General features: G+C 33.2%; 15 protein-coding genes. 7 read left to right on the top strand and 8 right to left on the bottom strand.

Translation table 11 applies throughout. The features are described 5' to 3' along the window. Positions 1 to 468: 468 nt before the first annotated feature. Complete coding sequence (locus H4V97_RS06430) at positions 469 to 2022, top strand: DUF2254 family protein (RefSeq protein WP_209549236.1); 1554 nt, start codon at positions 469 to 471, stop codon at positions 2020 to 2022. A gap of 326 nt (positions 2023 to 2348) precedes the next feature. On the opposite strand, the gene H4V97_RS06420 is transcribed toward H4V97_RS06430, so the two are convergent. The 4 genes from H4V97_RS06420 to H4V97_RS06405 all read right to left on the bottom strand — a co-directional run bounded on the left by H4V97_RS06420 (position 2349) and on the right by H4V97_RS06405 (position 6176). Next, positions 2349 to 2858: a hypothetical protein gene (locus H4V97_RS06420; RefSeq protein ID WP_209549235.1), complete on the bottom strand. Its 510-nt coding sequence runs from the start codon at positions 2856 to 2858 to the stop codon at positions 2349 to 2351. A gap of 70 nt (positions 2859 to 2928) precedes the next feature. Then, entirely contained in the window at positions 2929 to 4503 is a 1575-nt protein-coding gene (locus H4V97_RS06415) for an IS1182 family transposase (RefSeq protein ID WP_245345201.1), read from the bottom strand. 227 nt (positions 4504 to 4730) lie between these two features. After that, positions 4731 to 5468, bottom strand: coding sequence for a toll/interleukin-1 receptor domain-containing protein (locus tag H4V97_RS06410; RefSeq protein ID WP_209549234.1), 738 nt, complete (start codon positions 5466 to 5468; stop codon positions 4731 to 4733). 315 nt (positions 5469 to 5783) lie between these two features. Next, positions 5784 to 6176: a hypothetical protein gene (locus H4V97_RS06405; RefSeq protein WP_209549233.1), complete on the bottom strand. Its 393-nt coding sequence runs from the start codon at positions 6174 to 6176 to the stop codon at positions 5784 to 5786. Positions 6177 to 6232: 56 nt separating this feature from the next. Here H4V97_RS06405 and H4V97_RS06400 point away from each other — a divergent pair, with 56 nt between their 5' ends. Continuing rightward, on the top strand, positions 6233 to 6415 hold the full coding sequence (locus H4V97_RS06400; RefSeq protein WP_209549232.1) for a hypothetical protein: 183 nt from the start codon (positions 6233 to 6235) through the stop codon (positions 6413 to 6415). A gap of 237 nt (positions 6416 to 6652) precedes the next feature. On the opposite strand, the gene H4V97_RS06395 is transcribed toward H4V97_RS06400, so the two are convergent. Beyond that, positions 6653 to 7015, bottom strand: a complete 363-nt coding sequence (locus H4V97_RS06395) for a hypothetical protein (protein WP_209549231.1) — start codon at positions 7013 to 7015, stop codon at positions 6653 to 6655. A gap of 73 nt (positions 7016 to 7088) precedes the next feature. Here H4V97_RS06395 and H4V97_RS06390 point away from each other — a divergent pair, with 73 nt between their 5' ends. Further along, complete coding sequence (locus H4V97_RS06390; RefSeq protein WP_209549230.1) at positions 7089 to 7262, top strand: hypothetical protein; 174 nt, start codon at positions 7089 to 7091, stop codon at positions 7260 to 7262. A gap of 605 nt (positions 7263 to 7867) precedes the next feature. Here the strand turns inward: H4V97_RS06390 and htpG are convergent. Next, on the bottom strand, positions 7868 to 9769 hold the full coding sequence (gene htpG, locus H4V97_RS06385) for a molecular chaperone HtpG (RefSeq protein WP_209549229.1): 1902 nt from the start codon (positions 9767 to 9769) through the stop codon (positions 7868 to 7870). Between the two features lie 173 nt (positions 9770 to 9942). Between htpG and H4V97_RS06380 the strand changes: the two genes are divergently transcribed. The 3 genes from H4V97_RS06380 (at position 9943) to H4V97_RS06370 (ending at position 12181) form a co-directional block, all read left to right on the top strand. Further along, entirely contained in the window at positions 9943 to 10422 is a 480-nt protein-coding gene (locus H4V97_RS06380) for a lipocalin family protein (protein ID WP_196850099.1), read from the top strand. A gap of 11 nt (positions 10423 to 10433) precedes the next feature. Then, the gene (locus H4V97_RS06375; protein ID WP_196850100.1) at positions 10434 to 11129 is read left to right on the top strand and encodes an OmpA family protein; all 696 of its coding nucleotides are present in this window, start codon (positions 10434 to 10436) and stop codon (positions 11127 to 11129) included. Between the two features lie 104 nt (positions 11130 to 11233). Next, complete coding sequence (locus H4V97_RS06370; RefSeq protein ID WP_209549228.1) at positions 11234 to 12181, top strand: ABC transporter ATP-binding protein; 948 nt, start codon at positions 11234 to 11236, stop codon at positions 12179 to 12181. 96 nt (positions 12182 to 12277) lie between these two features. Here H4V97_RS06370 and H4V97_RS06365 read toward each other — a convergent pair whose 3' ends face one another. Then, positions 12278 to 14719: an alpha/beta hydrolase family protein gene (locus H4V97_RS06365; RefSeq protein ID WP_209549227.1), complete on the bottom strand. Its 2442-nt coding sequence runs from the start codon at positions 14717 to 14719 to the stop codon at positions 12278 to 12280. A 300-nt stretch (positions 14720 to 15019) separates the two neighbouring features. Between H4V97_RS06365 and H4V97_RS06360 the strand changes: the two genes are divergently transcribed. Continuing rightward, entirely contained in the window at positions 15020 to 16027 is a 1008-nt protein-coding gene (locus H4V97_RS06360) for a 3-oxoacyl-ACP synthase III family protein (protein ID WP_209549226.1), read from the top strand. 85 nt (positions 16028 to 16112) lie between these two features. Here H4V97_RS06360 and H4V97_RS06355 read toward each other — a convergent pair whose 3' ends face one another. Then, entirely contained in the window at positions 16113 to 18482 is a 2370-nt protein-coding gene (locus H4V97_RS06355; protein WP_209549225.1) for a TonB-dependent receptor domain-containing protein, read from the bottom strand. Between the last annotated feature and the right edge of the window lie 202 nt (positions 18483 to 18684).

Below are 18684 nucleotides of genomic sequence, written 5' to 3'. Positions count from 1 at the left end.
CCTGCAAGTCCCGATACTTCGGAATCACTTGCAGGTTTTTTGTTGAATAAAATAATATAACAGAATTTACACGAGCAGTTTATTTCTCTTTTCTCTGGTGCTCGTTTTCAGCGAGTACCTACTTATTTTGAAGTAGTAAACAAAACGTTTGCAACGTGAATCATTTATTTTGTTGTTTTTGTAGCGTTAAGATATTCTTTAGTAAAATATTCTAGAAAAAAATATAACCCTTTTTATACGTTGCTTTGTTTTAATTACCCGCGTTGCAAACCAGCGCTAGAGCGTAAATAGCATCTTGTGAATAGGAGAATCCTAATCCGAAAACTTTTATTAAAGGATGAAATCAATAGAATTTGTAGTCGTTTTTATCAAAATTAGCGCTGCTAGTGCAAACGAAAACATTCATTAGTAATCAATATTTAAATTATAGACAGATTTGTGGTAAATTTACTATTTGAAAATTAGACCATGACACAAAAACGTACACAACAAATTAAGAATATATTTAATTATCAAGTAAAAGATTTAGGAACGTTTATGAGTGGAATTTACGCCCTTATGATTGGTACTATTCTCTTGACAGTTGATTATACTATTAATTTTGGATTGAATTTTAGAATGAACGAAGTTCAAATTTACAGTCGGCTAATCTCTGTTTCCAATGTTTTAATTTCTATTCTTATTGGGATTTCATTAACAACTTTTTCCGTAATTTTTGTGGTTATGCAATTGGCATCTTCTCAATTCTCACCTAGAATTTTAAGACATTTTTTGTCAAATGATATTAAGATGCAAAAATTTATCGGATTGTTTATTGGTACGATTTCCTTGTGTGTTCTACCGCAATTAGCGTCTGTAATCTTTCACCAAACACCTTTTCTTTTAACACTTTCTGTGGGCTCTCTTCTCGCTTTTTATTGTTTGACATGGTCTTATCCAAATATGATTACCTATTTAAGTATAAACATGAATGTTTCCAGTATAACGAATCGAATAAAATGTGAAATGATTCAGGAAATCAATGTGTTGTATCAGGAAAATTGGATTTTCGGAAAAAATTTGCTTTACAAACGTTCGAAAATAAACCCTGATAAATTCAAAATACAAATTGTAAGTCCATTTGAAACGGGTTATCTGGATAGTGTGAATTACAAAAAACTGGAAAAAGTAACGGAATATATCATTAATTCTGATGTGGGATTATTTTTTGAAAATGCTTATCAAAAACCGATAATAGGAGAATTCATTATGAAAGATACCACTGCGCTTATGGTATTAGTTTTTAATGAGGAACTCAAACAGAATCAGATTATTAGTTTGAAGAAGGAAGTTGGAGCGATTGTCAGAAATACTTTTAAAGTTGAGCTTTTTAGGAGCCATACACAAGATGTGAATTTTGGTGTCAGAAAATTGGTAGACATTGCCATAAAAGCCATTTCTCCTGCGGTCAATGATCCCACTACCTGTTTGAATTGTATAGACCACATAGGGGAAATAGCAAAAGAATTAGCAGTAAGAGAATTTCCTTCTACGGATTCAAGGACTTTGGGATTAAAAAAAATGCAAGTAAATGAATTTAATTTTGAAGAATTTATTGACTTTTGCTATGATCAGATTTTTCAATGGGGAAAAGAAGATCCAACAGTGGTTAAAAGAATTGTTAGATCGATCAGGGTTATTTTGCCATTAGTTGAAAACCCTTTCAATTTGAAAATCTTAATACAACAAGTCGAAGAAATGGAATTGCTTGAAATTTATAACTTGTCGCATTACAAAAATGGAAGGTTGAAAATTTCCAAGGAAAAATTAGTTACTGTAGAGATGGAATTGTCGAAGTTTAGACAAAAAGCAAAATTTCATATCAAAAGGCTAGAGCAAAAAGGAGTACTCGATCATTATGAGATGAATCGCTATTCTGATAATTTAGAAATTATAAATGCTGAAATTGAGGCGATTAAATATCTTAAAACCTACAAAATTTTAGATGAATCTATTTATGAAAATGGAAATGAAATAACATAAAAAAAGCCCGCCAGTTTTCACTAGCAGGCTGTGGATTGTGTTGATTAATCCGATCGCTCTTATTTTACAGACAATCGCTAGCGCAGTTTTGCAAACTGTGCCCATTTCAATTGGCGACTAAAATAAATCTAAAAAAACCACCTCTAATTCATTTTCTAATGCAGCATAATTTCTTAAAGAACTAAAATAAGCATCTTCGGTTGTTGTGGCTTTGTACTTTGTAGACATTTTTTGTGTTATTTGTATTGTTTGCTCAACTTTGTAGGCACTGTTTGCAAAACCGCGCTAACGAATGTGGTATATCGGCGCGATCGGGGGGGTAGTAGTTACTCTTCGAGTTCATCTTCAATTTTTAATAACTTATTAAATCTAAAATCAACTAAATTCCCTTTTTGAGTACTTTTTTTACCTTTAATGTCGGTTGTTTTATTATTTTTTAAGTTAGTAATTTTTATTCCAATTGACATTTCATTTTCAACCGCATAATAAGTGTCATATATAACATATTTATAATTTCCATTTATAAACTTTATGTAATTCAAATCCATTCCTTCATTTTGAATTCCACCACCACGTAAATAAAATGCATATTTGAATTTATCCCAGCTAGCTTTAGTTTTTTCAGGAAACTCAAATTCAATTTTGTTTTTCGTCCCAAATCTGTAAATGATGTATTTATCGTTTTTGTCTTTTGCTAAAACGAGTTTTTTTCCATTTTGAGTTTCAAAACCGTAGATTAATTTCTCATTCGGCAAAAGATATTTTTGTGCAAAGATTAAGTTAGTAAATACTAACATTAAAAATACAATTAAATTTCTATTCGTCCTTTCAGTCATAAATGTGATTTTATATAGGTTTCCGACTATTACCGCCAACGTCAGTTCGTCTAAAAACCTTCAAAGTTTCTCAAACTGCGTTGTGAGTTTGTAAATATAGTTGATTTGTCGTACAAAAGAAAGTCTCTTTAAAAAGAGGCTGACAATGATTCGTCAATAATTTCAAGTGGCAAAAGGCCTTTAAATAGGCTTTAATAGAGTTGAAAAACACGGTCAATACTTTTAGATACTGCTTTAACTCATTTGGATCAATCAAGTTGAAAATTCTCCTGAGATTATAGGCTGTAAAAATCAATCCCACATCGGCAGAGGCGTGTTTTATGGTTTTCTTGGTCATGATATAATAAAAATCCCATTGCCGTTTAATAACTCCGTAGGGATGCTTCACAATGGCTTGTCGCCTGCGATAGATTTCATAGTTATTCTCGATTCGAACTTTGTTTTCGTAAATTAAGTCGGCATATTGGGAGCGTTCTATGAGTCTTCCTTTAACATTTTTAGTGCATTTCTTAAAGAGTTCGCAATTCAAACAGGCACTAGTTTTATAATGCTTCATTTGGGTTATTGATTTCCCGTTTTTTTTGGAATACCAATTCCCATTAGTGGTTAGGATTTCATTAGCGGGACACGTATAAGAATCAGTGTCTTTATTGTATTTAAAATGTTCTACATCAAAAGCAGTATCGGGTGCATGTGCGGCAACCCCTGGAATGGCAACCAAGACAGCAACGCCAAGTTTATTAGCATACTCAAACTCGCTTCCGGTGTGATAGCCTTTGTCATAAATTGCGGTAAAATTGTTATGTCCCAAAATGACTTTACTACGGCGCAGCATGCCTCCCATAGCTTTTGAATCATTTTCATTAGTGACCTTAAAATCAATCGGGATATTGTGCAACGCATCTACTGTTGTTTGTACAGTATAGGCCACTTCAGAGATATTATTTCGAGTCATTATTTGTCGACTATCAGGATCTGAAGTAGAGATTTGGGTAATACCGGTTGTCTCAATTGTATTCTTGTATTGAATGTATTTTTGTTTTTGGATAGTATGTTTTCGAACCTTAGTTTCTATTTTTTTCTTTTCAGTTTCATCGCCGTCCGCTTTTGCTAAAGCCAGATTGTATTCTTCTAATCTAGCATCGATATAAGCAATATGCCGTTCTATTTTACTGGGATTAAAATTGTTTTTCTTAGAGTTTTGGGCTCTAAGTTTAGTACTGTCACCTGCGACAAGGCTTCCGCCAATAAGTTCAAAATGGGAAGCCATCTTCACAGTTGCTCGAAAGACACGCGCAATGGCTTTGGGATTGTCTTTTCTGAAATTGGCGATGGTGTTGTGATCTGGAACAAGTGCTTTTAGCAACCACATGAGTTCAATGTTGCGGGAACATTCTTTTTCGAGAGTTCGCGACGAACGCATGCGATTGAGATAGCCGTAAATATAAAGTTTGAGTAAATCCGAAGGATGATAAGCAGGTCTTCCGTTTTCGACAAAGTCGAAAGCAAAACCAAAATCACTCAATTTTAAACTATCCACAAAAAGGTCGATGAGCCTAATTTCATTGTCTTGCGCAATGGCCTCTTCTATCGACGAGGCAAAAAGCGGGAGTTGGTTTCTGTTGGTTCCGTTGATGAATTTCATACTTAAATGTACAAAAAATCAATCGTATTACAAAATATTTTGAAAGATTTTTAATACAAATAAGTTAGCGAGAGCTAAAGAGGTTATTAGACAGTTTGACGTTCTGGCGCTACAAGCGGTTTGCGGGTTTTGAAACTGAGTATTTTCGGCTAAACGAAAATAGGATTAAAAAACGCTAATTCCACTAAATCCGCAAATCGTTTGTAACGGCTGTTAGTGGTAGTTTTTTAACTTACTAATTTATTTTCATAAGCATAAAGAAGACCTTTGTCTGTTACACAAACTAATGAGTTATCTCCAAACCATTTTGCATAGCCTGAATTAATTAATTTAGTTACCGCTATTTTAAATAAGATTGGTGAAATACTCAATTTGACAATTATATATTGTGAAGAAGCATAACTTGATATTCCTTGATTTTCAATAATGGTGGCTAAAACTGTATTTAATAGTTTTGCATCATCTTCAAGTTTTTCTTTTGCCACGGGTTTAAATGGATTATTTCCAATTGGAGGTTTCTCAAATAGTGGAGAACTATGAATAGTTCTTACTAATTCGTCATAACAAAACTCAAAATCATCAAGTTTAGAAAAATCTATATACAATTTACTTTTCAAAAACGTTGGCACTTCCTTTTTAGGATTTTGTCTGATGATAGGTATAATTTTATTGCCATCAATATTTTTCATTAAATTAGAAGTGATAATCATTTTCTCATAACCAACTCCACCTTGTCCCTTGTTAGCTTTTTCAACATATTTTTCCGTGCATACCATTATAACTTTATCGGAGGTGGATAGGTGAGTTTCCATAAAATGCGGAAGATCAGCGCCAGGCTGAAGTTCAAACTGATCCAATATTGCATCAATACCATTATTTCGGAGCCTTGTCGCTAATTCAAGCGCCCATTTTTTATGCTCTTGTGTATCGTGAGAATATGAGATAAATGCTTTTGGAATGCTCATAATTTTGTAAGTATATGTTTATTCTGCGGTAAAATTACCACTAACGTCTTGTCGCTTTGCGATGTGGCGGATTTAGAAGCAGATTACTTTCTGTTTTACAGAAAAGTTCTAGCGAAAACGACAATTCCACTGAACCCGCCATAGCGCAAAACGGCTGTTGTGCTACGGCTTTATCGCCTTTCCAATTTCGGTTTGGTTTCGGTACAAATTTATATTATAAAATTAAATATTATTTTTTACCCAAAGGAGCAATATATTGGCGATTCAAGTTAGATGATGGAACGTTTTTAGAAATAAGAAAATCATATGATGGCATTACAAAGGATTTGAAATAATCATTTTAGACGGTTGACTTTTGTTTTCTATTTCTTTAGCTATTTCCAAATATTTTATAATGTGTTCTTGTTTCCATTCCTTTTTTTGGAGTGAAAGATATTCATCTAAGGCAGTATCAAAATTATTTTCAAAATCAGTTAACTTTAATGAAAAACCTAAATCTACTTTGTATTGTAGAAATCCAATATAATCACCAAAACGACTAATAAGATATTGATTTTCATTTTTCTGCTGTATTGATAGTAATAGATTTTTTGCTTTTTCTAAACCATAAACTAAACCAAAATTATGAATTACCAATTCATTTTCCATTGCTATTCCGTGAGTCACGTTGTCAATTTCAACGATTCTATTTACTAAAAAACATATCATATTTATAAATTAAATTATTACTAATCAGCGATTCTTCTGAATTGCAAAAAAAAAAAATGCCAACACCACAAGATATTTTAAATAAATTGCTTTTTCATTTCGATAATATTAAAGCCTTAATGGATAAATATCCAGACGCAATTCATATTTTTAAAGACAAGGAATATGTTTATCGATTAGAAGTTAATATTGATTTGTTAGAAATTCCTCCAGAGGGAGATAATCTGATTGAGAAATAACTTTTTCTATGTTACTGTAAGCACTTTTCCCTGCGACTATATTACAAATGCAATACACTGTATATCCATCATTAACTTTCTTTATATCTAAAGAAGTAATTGAAAAAGGATTAGAGTCGCCAGGAGGAGTAATGGGTTTCCCTATTAGGATTTCGGAATAGTATTTGGTTATAGATTCGGCTTCCTCTTTAGTAAATATTCTCATAGTATTTTCTGTTTTTGGTTATTTAAATTGCGTTAGTATAAATTAAACTCTCTAAATATAAAAACATATAAAGCAATTAATATTATGGCTTTTAATTCAATTCCAAGCATCATTTTATTCGTTTCGTCATCAACTTTATTTTTACCAATTCCTTTAAATAATTTTATTCCTTCAACTAACAAAAATGCTAATAAAGGTAAATTATAACCAGTAAAATTTAACCAAATGAGATTAATTCCAAACCAAACAAGAAGTCCACCAATAAATAAAGATGTTGATGTACCAATTTTAAGTTTTCCTAATATTACACCGATTAAACTAATTGGAATAAAGGTAATAGCAAAAATTTGTACTAAAATCAAAACAACATAAGACCATAATATTGTATAATTCATAATTATTATTAAAGGTTAAAAGTTAAATTACTAATCAGCGGTTCTTCGGAACCGTACTAAAACAAAAAACAAAATGTCAGATACATATAAAGGAATACTAAAAACAGAATATCAAGAGCTATTGCAAACTAAAAAAAAAGCAATTTTAGAATTACTTAAAGGCGTTAATTTCGAGCAAATAAGAGATATACTTGAATTAGTTTCAAATGAAGTAGAAGAGATTAAATCACAATCTATATTACAATAGTGCCTTTTTAATCAGTTCTTGTATTTCAGAGATTGGCTTATCAGTACTTATTTTAGTTCCGCAACTTAGAACTATAATATTACCTCTGTTTTGAGAATCGTGTATGCAAGTTATTTGAGAAATATTAATTACGTAATCTCTTTGCTCTTTAGACATGATGTAAATTGTTTTCATAGTATTTTCTATTTTTCGTTATTTATGTTCGTTTCGCCAAGATGTTGCACAACTAGTATATAGGCGAAATAAAACTTCGTATATACACCCAATTCTGGGTAGATTGGCGAAGTTTTGTTTCGCTTTATTTGTTTTTCAAATATATTAAAAAATTCTTACAAATAGTAATGGCTGGAAATGATCTTATAAAAATAAAAACGGAATAATTAGCCCAGATTGTCCCGAAGCTTCGGGAGGCATCCTTTTATCCTGATTTTTTTCGGGATAAAAGATATAGAGGAAAGCAGGACAAAACATCTTATGAAAACCAATCATTCTGCTCCATAAAAAAAGCTGCCCAAGGTTGGACAGCTTTTAGTATATTGGATATTCCGAAGCAAGTTCGGAATAAGCGATTCACACCATTTTACTTCATAAAATTGGTTCTCTGCTTACTTAATCATTTCAAAACTTCTTTTTACGAAAGTAGTTAAAGCTTCCCCTTTTAATAAGTTTTGCGACAATTTAGCCAAGTCTAACGCCTGTTTTACCAAGTGTTCTTGATTTGACTTGTCTTCTGTATTCAGTATGGTTGCTGCCAATGGAGAATTTGTATTCACCACTAAATTGTACATTTCCGGCATATTCCCCATTCCAAACATTCCGCCACCACCAGACTGGCTCATTTCTTTCATTCTACGCATGAATTCTGGTTGCGTGATGATAAACGGCGCCGCTTGGCTATCCATAGCTTCCAGTTGTACGCTATAGGTTTGTTTTGGAACAAAGTTTTCTAAAACAGTTTTCAAACTAGTTTGTTCTTCTTCGGATAATTTAGAAATTGCAACTTCGTCTTTCTTGATTAAATTATCAATATGATCTGAATCGACACGTACAAAAGTTAAGTCTTTATTATCTGACTCTAATTTTTGAATTAGGTGCGAGATTATTGGAGAATCCAATAGTAAAACTTCATATCCTTTCTCTTTTGCAATTTCGATATAAGAGTGTTGCGTTTCTTTATTTCCAGCATATAAAACAACTAGTTTTCCGTCTTTGTCTGTTTGATTTGCAGCCAGTTTTTCTTTTAATTCTTCCAGTGTGTAATATTTATTATCTACTGTGGGATATAAAACAAAAGCACTTGATTTCTCATAGAATTTATCTTCAGAAAGCATTCCGTATTCTAAAACGATTTTGATATCGTTCCATTTTTTCTCAAAATCCTCACGGTTTTCGTTGAATAAAGATTTTAGTTTATCAGCAACTTTACGCGTGATATAATTGGAGATTTTCTTCACTGCAGCATCCGCTTGCAATCCAGAACGAGAAACGTTCAACGGAATATCCGGAGAATCGATAACTCCTTTTAACATCGTTAAAAATTCAGGTACAATTCCTTCTACGTTATCAGTAACATAGACTTGGTTTTGGTACAATTGAATTTTATCTTTCTGAATTTGTAAATCAGAACCTAATTTTGGGAAATATAAAATACCGGTTAAGTTGAACGGGTAATCTACATTTAAATGAATGTGAAATAATGGTTCTTCAAATTGCATTGGGTACAATTCGTGGTAGAAATTTTTATAATCTTCATCCGATAATTCCGTTGGTTGTTTAGTCCAAGCTGGATTTGGATTATTGATGATATTGTCTACTTCAACTTCTGTAAACGCTTTGTCTACATCTTCTGCAGCAACTTCTTCCCCTTTCTTTTGTTCAATTTTTTCTGTTTTTGTTCCAAATTTAATTGGAATAGGCATGAACTTATTGTACTTATTTAACAGACCGTTAATTTTAGAATCTTCTAAAAACTCTAATGAATCTTCGGCAATATGCAAAATAATTTCTGTTCCACGAGTGGTTTTATCCGCTGGCTCAAGTGTAAATTCAGGGCTTCCATCACAGGTCCAATGTGCAGCGGGTTCGTCTTTGTAAGATTTGGTGATGATTTCCACTTTTTCGGCAACCATAAAAGCAGAATAGAAACCAAGACCAAAATGACCAATAATTCCAGAATCTTTAGCTGAATCTTTGTATTTGTCCAAAAATTCTTCGGCACCAGAGAAAGCAACTTGGTTGATGTATTTTTCCACTTCATCGGCAGTCATTCCTAAACCTTGATCGATAATATGTAATTTCTTACCTTTTTTGTCAATTTTGATTTCGATAATTGGATTACCGTATTCTACTTTGGCTTCGCCAATGCTTGTAAGATGTTTTAATTTTAATGTTGCGTCAGTTCCGTTTGAAATCAATTCACGTAAGAAAATTTCGTGATCGCTGTATAAGAATTTCTTGATTAAGGGAAAGATGTTTTCTACCGAAACATTAATTTTACCTGTTGTCATAGTTGATAAGATTTAAGTTAATGAATACGATTCTTTCAAATAGAATACCAATTATAATGGAGGTGACAAATTGGCGTAACTGTTAATTATGATACATAATTAAATAATTTTGAAACTATTTTGTTTTACTTGATTTGTATCTTTGTTCTAATATTAATACAAATATTTAAAAGATGAAAAAAGTTATTTTATTATGCACATTAGCAGTTTTGATGTTTGCATGTAAGTCAACATCAGTGACAAGTACAAATACAGATACTAAAGCTCAGGTTGCAATGAAAGGAAACTGGACAATTAGTTCTGTAACGTATCCAGGTTCTGAATATATTAAAGTTAATTCATTTCAAATCGCTGATTCAGGATGTTTTGAAGGAAGTATGTGGAAGTTTGTTTCCAACAACAATAAAGGAAATGTGACTTTGTCAAAAGCAGGTTGTACTTCATTTAGCTCACCAATCACCTGGTTTGTTAATAAAGACGGTCAATTTATTTTGAAAGTTCTTGATGCTGGTATAAAAGCCAAAAAAGTTAGAGAAGGTTACATCCTTAGAGTTGCAAACCAATCAGACGGTTCTTTTCAGTTGATTGATAAAATCGATGTAGGAGGAAAAATGACTGATGTAGTGTACCAATTTCAAAGAGTTAATAAATAAAAAATATAGATATGAAAAAGATTTCAATAGTTGCAATGGCAACAATAATGATTATGGGTTCAATGTTCACTAGTTGTGAATCATTAAAAAACACGAATAAAGCACAAAGAGGTGCAGGAATAGGAGCAGTAGGTGGTGCAGTACTTGGTGGTATTCTTGGGAATAACATTGGAAAAGGTGGTAATGGTGCCCTTGGAGCTGTTTTAGGTGGTGTTGTTGGTGGAGTTGCCGGTGGAGTTATTGGTAACAAAATGGACAAGCAAGCAAGAGAAATTGATGCAGCACTTCCAGGAGCTGAAGTAGTTCGTGTAGGAGAAGGAATTAAATTAGTTTTGAATGAAAATGCAGTGCGTTTCAACACTAACAAATCGTCTTTAACTGCAGCGGCTCAAGCTAATTTAGATAAATTGGTTCCTGTTTTTAAAGAATATCCTGATACAAATATTACTATTTACGGATATACTGATAATACGGGTACAGCAAGTTATAATTTAAAACTTTCTGGACAAAGAGCGGCATCAGTTAAAAGTTATTTAGCAGGTAAAGGTTTGTCAACAAGTAGATTTGCTGTTACTGGTTTAGGAATTGCTGATCCAATTGCATCAAATGATAATGAAGCAGGAAGAAGTCAAAACCGTCGTGTTGAATTTGCAATTACTGCAAACGAAAAAATGATAAAAGACGCCAATGCTGAAGTGAAAAACTAAGGTAAAATATACATTAAAAAAAAGCTGTTTCGTCAAGAAACGGCTTTTTTTTTGCCTTATTTTTTAATTTTTACGTTGTAAATTTGCACTCTTAAATAAAGAAAATGCTTGAAATAAAAGATATTTCCTTCACCTATATTGATAAACCAGTTATCGAGAATGTTAGTTTTACGATTACCAAAGGTCAAAATATTGCGGTTATTGGCGAAAGCGGTTGCGGTAAAAGTACCTTGCTAAAACTCCTATATGGTTTGTATGATTTAGACAAAGGGGAAATTCTATATAATAAAAAACCAATTCTCGGTCCCAAACGCAATTTGATTCCAGGAGAAGATTATATCAAATATTTGGCTCAGGATTTTGACTTGATGCCGTATATAACCGTTGAAGAAAATGTAGGAAAGTTTTTGTCGAATGTTGATAGGGATAAAAAACAGGCGCGTGTTCAAGAACTTTTGGAAATGGTCGAAATGACCGAATTTGCAAAAGTAAAAGCCAAATACCTTAGTGGCGGACAACAACAAGGAGTAGCCTTGGCCAGAGTATTGGCAGTAGAACCAGAAATAATTTTGCTGGATGAACCGTTTAGTCAAATTGATACTTTTAGGAAAAATTCCTTGCGTCGGAATTTATTTCGTTATTTAAAAGATAAGGGAGTCACTTGTATCATAGCCACGCATGACAGCACCGATGCCTTGTCTTTCTCCGATGAAACCATTGTGATGAAAAATGGAAATGTGATTGCAAAAGATTCATCGAAAGGTTTATATGAAAATCCTCCCAACAAGTATGCAGCCTCCCTTTTTGGGGAAGTAAATGAGTTGAAATTATCACAATTGATCGTACTTGAAACCGAAGAAGATGCGGCGCTTTTGTTATATCCACATCAATTGAAAGTGGTCGATAACGGAATCATGAAAGCAATTGTTAAACAGTCTTATTTTAAAGGAAGCCATTATTTGATTAAAGCTGCTTTTGAACGACGAGCCATTTTCTTCGAACATGATTCGGAATTAGAACTAAATGAGGAAGTCACATTGATGCTCGCATAAAAAAGGAAACCCCAAAACTGATAAAGTTTTGGGGTTTCTTGTTTTATAGTATCTCGTTTTGAAATTGTGAATCACAAGAGAGAAAACGTTCTTAATTTATAAATTTTTAGGCGTTTTTGTTTCCTCGCCATTTTTCAAATACTTTTCTAAAAATTGGTCTTGTTCCCAAAGCAAATGCAAAATATTTTCTTTGGCTACATAACTGTGTGCTTCTTTTGGTAAAATTACCATTCTTGCAGGAGCGCCAAGTCCTTTTAAAGCTTGAAAATAACGCTCCGTTTGCAAAGTAAACGTTCCAGGATTATTATCGGCTTCACCGTGAACTAATAGCATTGGTGTTTTCATTTTGTCAGCATTCATAAAAGGCGACATGGTGTTGTAAACCTCTGGAGTCTCCCAGTAGTTGCGCTGCTCGCTTTGGAATCCAAAAGGAGTTAAGGTTCTATTGTAAGCACCACTTCTGGCAATTCCGCAAGCAAAAAGTTTAGAATGAGTCAATAAATTAGCTACCATAAATGCGCCATAAGAATGACCTCCAACAGCGACTTTTTTCTTGTTTATATACCCAAGTGCATCCACTGCATTTATTGCTGCTTCGGCATTGTCCACTAATTGTGACATAAAATTGTCATTTGGTTCTGTAGTTCCTTCCCCGATAATTGGGAAAGACGCATCGTCAAGAACTACATATCCTTTAGTCACCCAATACACAAATGATCCGTAATAAGGGAAAGTGAATTCATTTGGGTTTTGATTGCTTTGTCCCGCTGATTTTTTGTCTTTGTATTCTGTTGGATAAGCCCAGATCAATAGTGGCAATTTTTCTTTTTTTACTTTATCATAACCTTCCGGTAAATACAAAGTTCCTGATAATTCAACACCATCTTTACGCTTGTATTTGATTACTTCTTTACTCACATTTTTGATGCTTTCAAAGGGATTTTTGAAAGTGGTTATTGGAGTGAGACTGTTTTTTTGTTTGATGTTTCTAAAGTAATAATTTGGATAATCATTTTTAGATTGGATTTGAACTAATATCTCTCCTTTTTTGAAATCTTCAATCTCCAATAAATCTTCTTTTTTGTCTTTATAAGTTGAGGTATAGAGACGTTTTGGTTGTAATGTTTTTAGATTGAATTCATCAATAAAAGGGAATTGTCCGTCTTTCGTAAATCCATCGCCTATTCGATAGGCATTATCATTTTCTATTGCCAATACGTATTTATTGTATTGGTTTTTTTTGGTTTCAAAATTCCCAGGGTCTGAATAAATATCTTGTGAATTTCTATCCGAAATTGTTATTGGTTTTTTGTTTAAGTCGGATGGATTTATCAAATACGTTTTGGTGTTTCGAGTGTCATACCATTCATCAGAAACAATGGCTACGTTATCATTTCCCCAAATTACGCCACTGTAGCGTTGTGGTGTTTTTACCAAAGAAGTTGCAACGCCATCAAAAGGAGCATTCCAAAGAAAAACTTCATCTCTAAAATCAACTTTATTCGCTTGGTCACCTTCGTCCAAGGCTACAACATACGATAAGGTAGCTGGTTTGTCATTTCTCCAACTCATTTCTCTTTTTCCTTTGCGAACCGCCATAAAACCTTTTGGCATTATTTCGTTAAGCGGTACTTCATTTACTGTTTTTATTTCAGCGCCATTTGTATCATAAACAACTGATTTTAATGGAAAACGACTCAAAGGAACAATATAAGAAAATGGTTTTTGAATGGTGGTCAGCATCAAATAATTACCATCTGGTGAGAAACTTTCTCCGGCATACATATTGGCGTTTTTAAATAAAGTTGCTGTTCCGTTTAGCTGCACTTTATACAATTCAGAAGTAATGATGTTTTCAAAATTGATTTCGTCATTTTTGTTTTTCAACATATCTGGGTAGGTTCTGTTTTGTGATTTTGAACCCGTTGCATTTGAAATTATCGGACCTGTTGGCAAATCTTTTTTGGCATCCAATAATGCCGCTCTATTTTTTGGAAGCATTTTCACCAAAATAGTTTCGTTGTCGTTGAACCAAGTGAATGGATTTCCAAGATTGGCATTTACGTTAGCTTCGGTCAATTTTTTTGCTTTTGCGGAAGCGACGTCCAAAATCCAAAGTTCCACACCAGTATTCGTCGAATGAGAGAATGCAATTTTCTTGTCATTTGGCGACCACGATATATTACTAATTCGAGGATTGGAAGGCAAGCCGGAAACTTGAATTTCTTTGGTGTCTTTTATTTTTCGTAATTTGATGTTTGTGATATAGGTAACCGTGCTCGAAATATTTGTTACCGGATTAATGCGCAAACCGCCTAATCGTAATTCTTCTTGATTTAAATCATCTAAAGTTTTATAGGTATTTCTATAACTCAAAAGCATGTATTCTTTTTTGGTATCCATTGACACCGAAGGAGCTCTTTCGTAATCGGCTAAATCTAAAATGGATTTAGATGGTTTTTGGTAGCTCAAATTTTCTTGCGCAAATGCGGTTAAGCCAAGGCCAAGAAACGATAATAAGGTAACTTTTAATTTCATAGTTTGAAATATTATCGATTAATAGTAATGCAATTATTTAATTTGTCTAAAATAATTGAAATTTGTTACAATTTAAAATAATGTTTCTTTAACGGCATAGCCCTGATGGAAGCGGCATCCTTTTCCTGTCCCGTCGCGTCTTTTGGGACGAGACTGAACAGGAAAAGATATAGCGTACAGCAGGAAACAGCTCCTGAAAAAATATATAATTGATAATTTGTTAAAAAAGCGGTACTTTGTGGGTCTATATTTTAAAGTATAGTTAAATTTGCAGTCTTATTTTAATGAAATAACAATAGTATGTACCATTCAAAAATAGCGGGATTAGGATTTTACGTCCCATCAAATGTTGTTACCAACGACGATTTGTCGAAAATTATTGACACTAATGACGAGTGGATTCAGGAAAGAACAGGAATTCAAGAGCGAAGACACATCATAAGAGGAGAAGATACGACGACTTCAATGGGAGTAAAAGCGGCTGAAATTGCGATTGAGCGATCAGGAGTTGCCAAAGAGGATATTGATTTTGTGGTTTTTGCCACTTTAAGTCCTGATTATTATTTTCCTGGCCCAGGAGTTTTGGTACAACGTGATTTAGGTTTGAGAACAGTAGGTGCTTTAGATGTTAGGAATCAATGTTCGGGTTTTATATATGCTTTGTCTGTGGCAGATCAATATATTAAAACTGGTATGTATAAAAATGTGTTGATTATTGGTTCTGAAGTGCATTCAACAGGACTAGATATGACTTCTCGTGGTAGAGGAGTTTCGGTGATTTTTGGTGATGGAGCGGGAGCAGCCGTTTTGAGCAGAGAAGAGGATTTGACTAAAGGAATTTTATCTACTCATTTACATTCCGAAGGACAGCATGCAGAGGAATTGATTGTAAAAGCACCAGGAATGGGTGACCGTTGGGTTACTGATATCCTTGCTGATAATGATCCAAACGATGAAAGTTATTTCCCTTATATGAACGGACAATTTGTATTTAAAAATGCTGTGGTTCGTTTTAGCGAAGTAATAAATGAAGGTTTACAAGCCAATAATTTGCAGGTTTCAGATATTGATATGTTGATTCCACATCAAGCGAATTTAAGAATTTCTCAGTTTATTCAGAAGAAATTTGGATTGACAGATGACCAAGTGTATAATAATATTCAAAAATACGGAAATACAACAGCAGCTTCTATTCCTATTGCTTTGACTGAAGCTTGGGAACAGGGAAAAATTAAATCTGGCGATACCGTGGTTTTGGCTGCATTTGGTAGCGGATTCACTTGGGGAAGTGCTATTATAAAATGGTAGTATAGCTTAATTTTATTTTTTAAAACAAAAAACCCGGAGTTGGCAAACTCCGGGTTTTTCTTTGTAACAAATTATTTAAAATAATTTATAGAAGCCCACCACTACCTTGGGTTTCATTTTTGTCACGTTGTTTTCTTTGTATGGCTTTGTTTTTTCCGCTTCCAAAACGGTAATTGAATCCTACATAAGCGGTTTGACTTTCCCAGTTGAATTGTCCTTGCTGTCTTTTTGGTTTGCTCCCTTCAAAAGCGAAGTTCATGGTATTGAAAACATCACTGAATCGGGCTGTTATGGTTCCGCTTCCTTTAAGAACAGTGTAGCTGGATCCCATATCGATTTTCCACATAGGTTTTCTTTCAAATTGTAATCCTAAATCGCGGCCTCTATACATTCCTGATAATTGAAGGCGTAAATTTTTGGAAGGTTTAAAGGTGTTGCTGATACGAGTGTTGAACGTAGTAACATCTACCTCTACAAATTCATTGGCAACAATTCCTTTAGTCTTTTTGTTGTAGGCATCAAAACTAATGTTAGCACTCCACCATTTTTTAAAATCTAGATTTCCTGAAATTTCAAAACCATAAGCATTGTTGTCGTTGAGGTTGGCGTATGACAAAATTAATTTAGAGGAATTATTGGGATTTTCAAATAATGTTCGGGTAATCTCGTCGTTTATTCTTCTGTAAAATACTCCTGAAGTTATCGAACCTATTTTTGTTTTTCTAGTGTAATTCAACTCGTATGAATTGGTAAACTGTGGAAAAAGGTTAGGATTTCCCTCAGAATCAATTTGAGGCGTACTCCATTCGCGTATTGGATTTACTTGGTCAATACTTGGTCTGTCAACACGTCTTGAAACACTAAAATTGAAGGTGTTTTTATCACTTTGGTTATAATTGATGAATCCTGAAGGATACAGCGTAAACAAATCGTCGTTGAAAGTTGCATCGTTCTCATTTACCTTTTTAAATAAGGCTTTTGCATTGTATTTTTCAAATCGGGTTCCCGCTTGAGCACTCCATTTTCCCCATTGTTTTGATACGGTTGCATAAGCTGAATAAATATTCCTGTCATAAGCAAATTCTGAATTATAAGAATTGTCTTTTAGGAAATTATTGCGGGTGTTTTCAATTCTGCTTTCTAATCCTAATTCCAGTTTGGCGGTTTCTGATAAAGGATTCGTATAATCTAAATTGATTAAGGAGTTGTTTCCTTTATTGGTGATATAATTTGTAGCCGGCGTATTGAAAACAGCATTTTCCTTGTTATTGTCTTTGCTATAATTTACTTCAAGTTCCAGATTATGACCTTCTTTTTTGAATGTCTTTTTATAATCTAAATTGTAAGTTTGGGTGTAATTATTATTTTTATTGTCAAATAGTTGCGTAATATCTGATTTTGCGGGATTTACAAAATCGACGGACACGACTGAATTTCCAGTTCCGTTATACATATTTTGGTTCGTATAAAAAGAGATTGTATTTTTTTCATTTAAATAAAAGTCAAAACCTACTTTCGCTAAATGCGAGGTATTATTATTTATGAAACTAAATTTTTGAAAATCTTCTTGGCCAGGCTCAGTTGTTTTTAAAAATCCACGATTGGATTGTTTTCCTGTATTCAACCCGTAATTTCCATATAAATTGAATTTTCCTGTGCGATAATTCATGTCGAAAGAGGAGTTTAATTTTGGAGTTTTACCAAAAGTTACTCCATTATTTACACTTCCGTTAAATCCAATTTTACTGTTTTTATTCAGTACAATATTGATGATGCCACTCATTCCCTCTGGATTGTATTTAGCCGAAGGGTTTGTGATTAATTCAATTTGTTTAATGGAACTGGAAGGAATTTGTTGCAATATTTGTGATGCTTCGATGGTCGTTGGCTTTCCGTCAATTAATATTCTCACGTTTGAATTCCCACGAAGAGAAATGGCATTCGTTTGTGGATCAATACTTACTGATGGAATATTGTTCATGATTTCGGCGGCAGTTGCTCCGGCGGAAATTAAATCTTTACCCACATTAATAATTTTCCGATCTATTTTTTGTTCGATAGTCGATTTTTCATTTACGATTTCTACCCCTTTAAGCTCTATAGCATCTTCTTCGAGAGATATGGTATTCAGGTTAACGTTTTTAACCTCAGGGGATAATGAAATTGATTTAGTAACTGTTTTGTAGCCAATAAACTGAATTTCTAAAGTATAGTTTTTTAACGGCAAATTTTTTATTAGAAACATTCCCTTATCAGAAGTTATACCTCCCGTAAGTACTTTGTTTTCTTCTTTTACCACAATGTTGACATAGGCGAGTGGTTCATTGCTTTTCTTATCGATTACTTTACCAGAAATACTTCCTGAATTTTCCAGAAGTGTCGGTTTGACCGAATTTTGTGCTTGCATCGAAATCACTGTTCCGAATATGCAGGCTAAAATTAATTTAAGATTCATGATTGATTTTTTTGATTAAAAATTTGATTGATGATAATGCAAAGGTATGTATTTATTTTAAATATATGCATTACATAGTACTGTTTTATGCAAAATATATATTTTTTTAAAAAGAAATATTTAAAAGTTACCTAATAGACTATGAATGTCCAATTTTGTTACATTATTTTTTATTTTTTTTTATAAAAAAAAAGACTTTCGA

Source organism: Flavobacterium sp. CG_23.5 (genome assembly GCF_017875765.1).
GTDB lineage: Bacteria > Bacteroidota > Bacteroidia > Flavobacteriales > Flavobacteriaceae > Flavobacterium.
The sequence above is the reverse complement of the archived record's forward strand: the minus strand, read 5'-3'. Positions and strand labels throughout refer to the sequence as shown.

Coding starts and splice junctions, on each gene's coding strand:
- htpG (WP_209549229.1), bottom strand. CDS start 9,769: ATGACAACAGGTAAAATTAATGTTTCGGTAGAAAACATCTTTCCCTTA.
- H4V97_RS06395 (WP_209549231.1), bottom strand. CDS start 7,015: ATGAATTATACAATATTATGGTCTTATGTTGTTTTGATTTTAGTACAA.
- H4V97_RS06375 (WP_196850100.1), top strand. CDS start 10,434: ATGAAAAAGATTTCAATAGTTGCAATGGCAACAATAATGATTATGGGT.
- H4V97_RS06390 (WP_209549230.1), top strand. CDS start 7,089: ATGTCAGATACATATAAAGGAATACTAAAAACAGAATATCAAGAGCTA.
- H4V97_RS06415 (WP_245345201.1), bottom strand. CDS start 4,503: ATGAAATTCATCAACGGAACCAACAGAAACCAACTCCCGCTTTTTGCC.
- H4V97_RS06370 (WP_209549228.1), top strand. CDS start 11,234: ATGCTTGAAATAAAAGATATTTCCTTCACCTATATTGATAAACCAGTT.
- H4V97_RS06410 (WP_209549234.1), bottom strand. CDS start 5,468: ATGAGCATTCCAAAAGCATTTATCTCATATTCTCACGATACACAAGAG.
- H4V97_RS06365 (WP_209549227.1), bottom strand. CDS start 14,719: ATGAAATTAAAAGTTACCTTATTATCGTTTCTTGGCCTTGGCTTAACC.
- H4V97_RS06405 (WP_209549233.1), bottom strand. CDS start 6,176: ATGATATGTTTTTTAGTAAATAGAATCGTTGAAATTGACAACGTGACT.
- H4V97_RS06380 (WP_196850099.1), top strand. CDS start 9,943: ATGAAAAAAGTTATTTTATTATGCACATTAGCAGTTTTGATGTTTGCA.
- H4V97_RS06400 (WP_209549232.1), top strand. CDS start 6,233: ATGCCAACACCACAAGATATTTTAAATAAATTGCTTTTTCATTTCGAT.
- H4V97_RS06355 (WP_209549225.1), bottom strand. CDS start 18,482: ATGAATCTTAAATTAATTTTAGCCTGCATATTCGGAACAGTGATTTCG.
- H4V97_RS06430 (WP_209549236.1), top strand. CDS start 469: ATGACACAAAAACGTACACAACAAATTAAGAATATATTTAATTATCAA.
- H4V97_RS06360 (WP_209549226.1), top strand. CDS start 15,020: ATGTACCATTCAAAAATAGCGGGATTAGGATTTTACGTCCCATCAAAT.
- H4V97_RS06420 (WP_209549235.1), bottom strand. CDS start 2,858: ATGACTGAAAGGACGAATAGAAATTTAATTGTATTTTTAATGTTAGTA.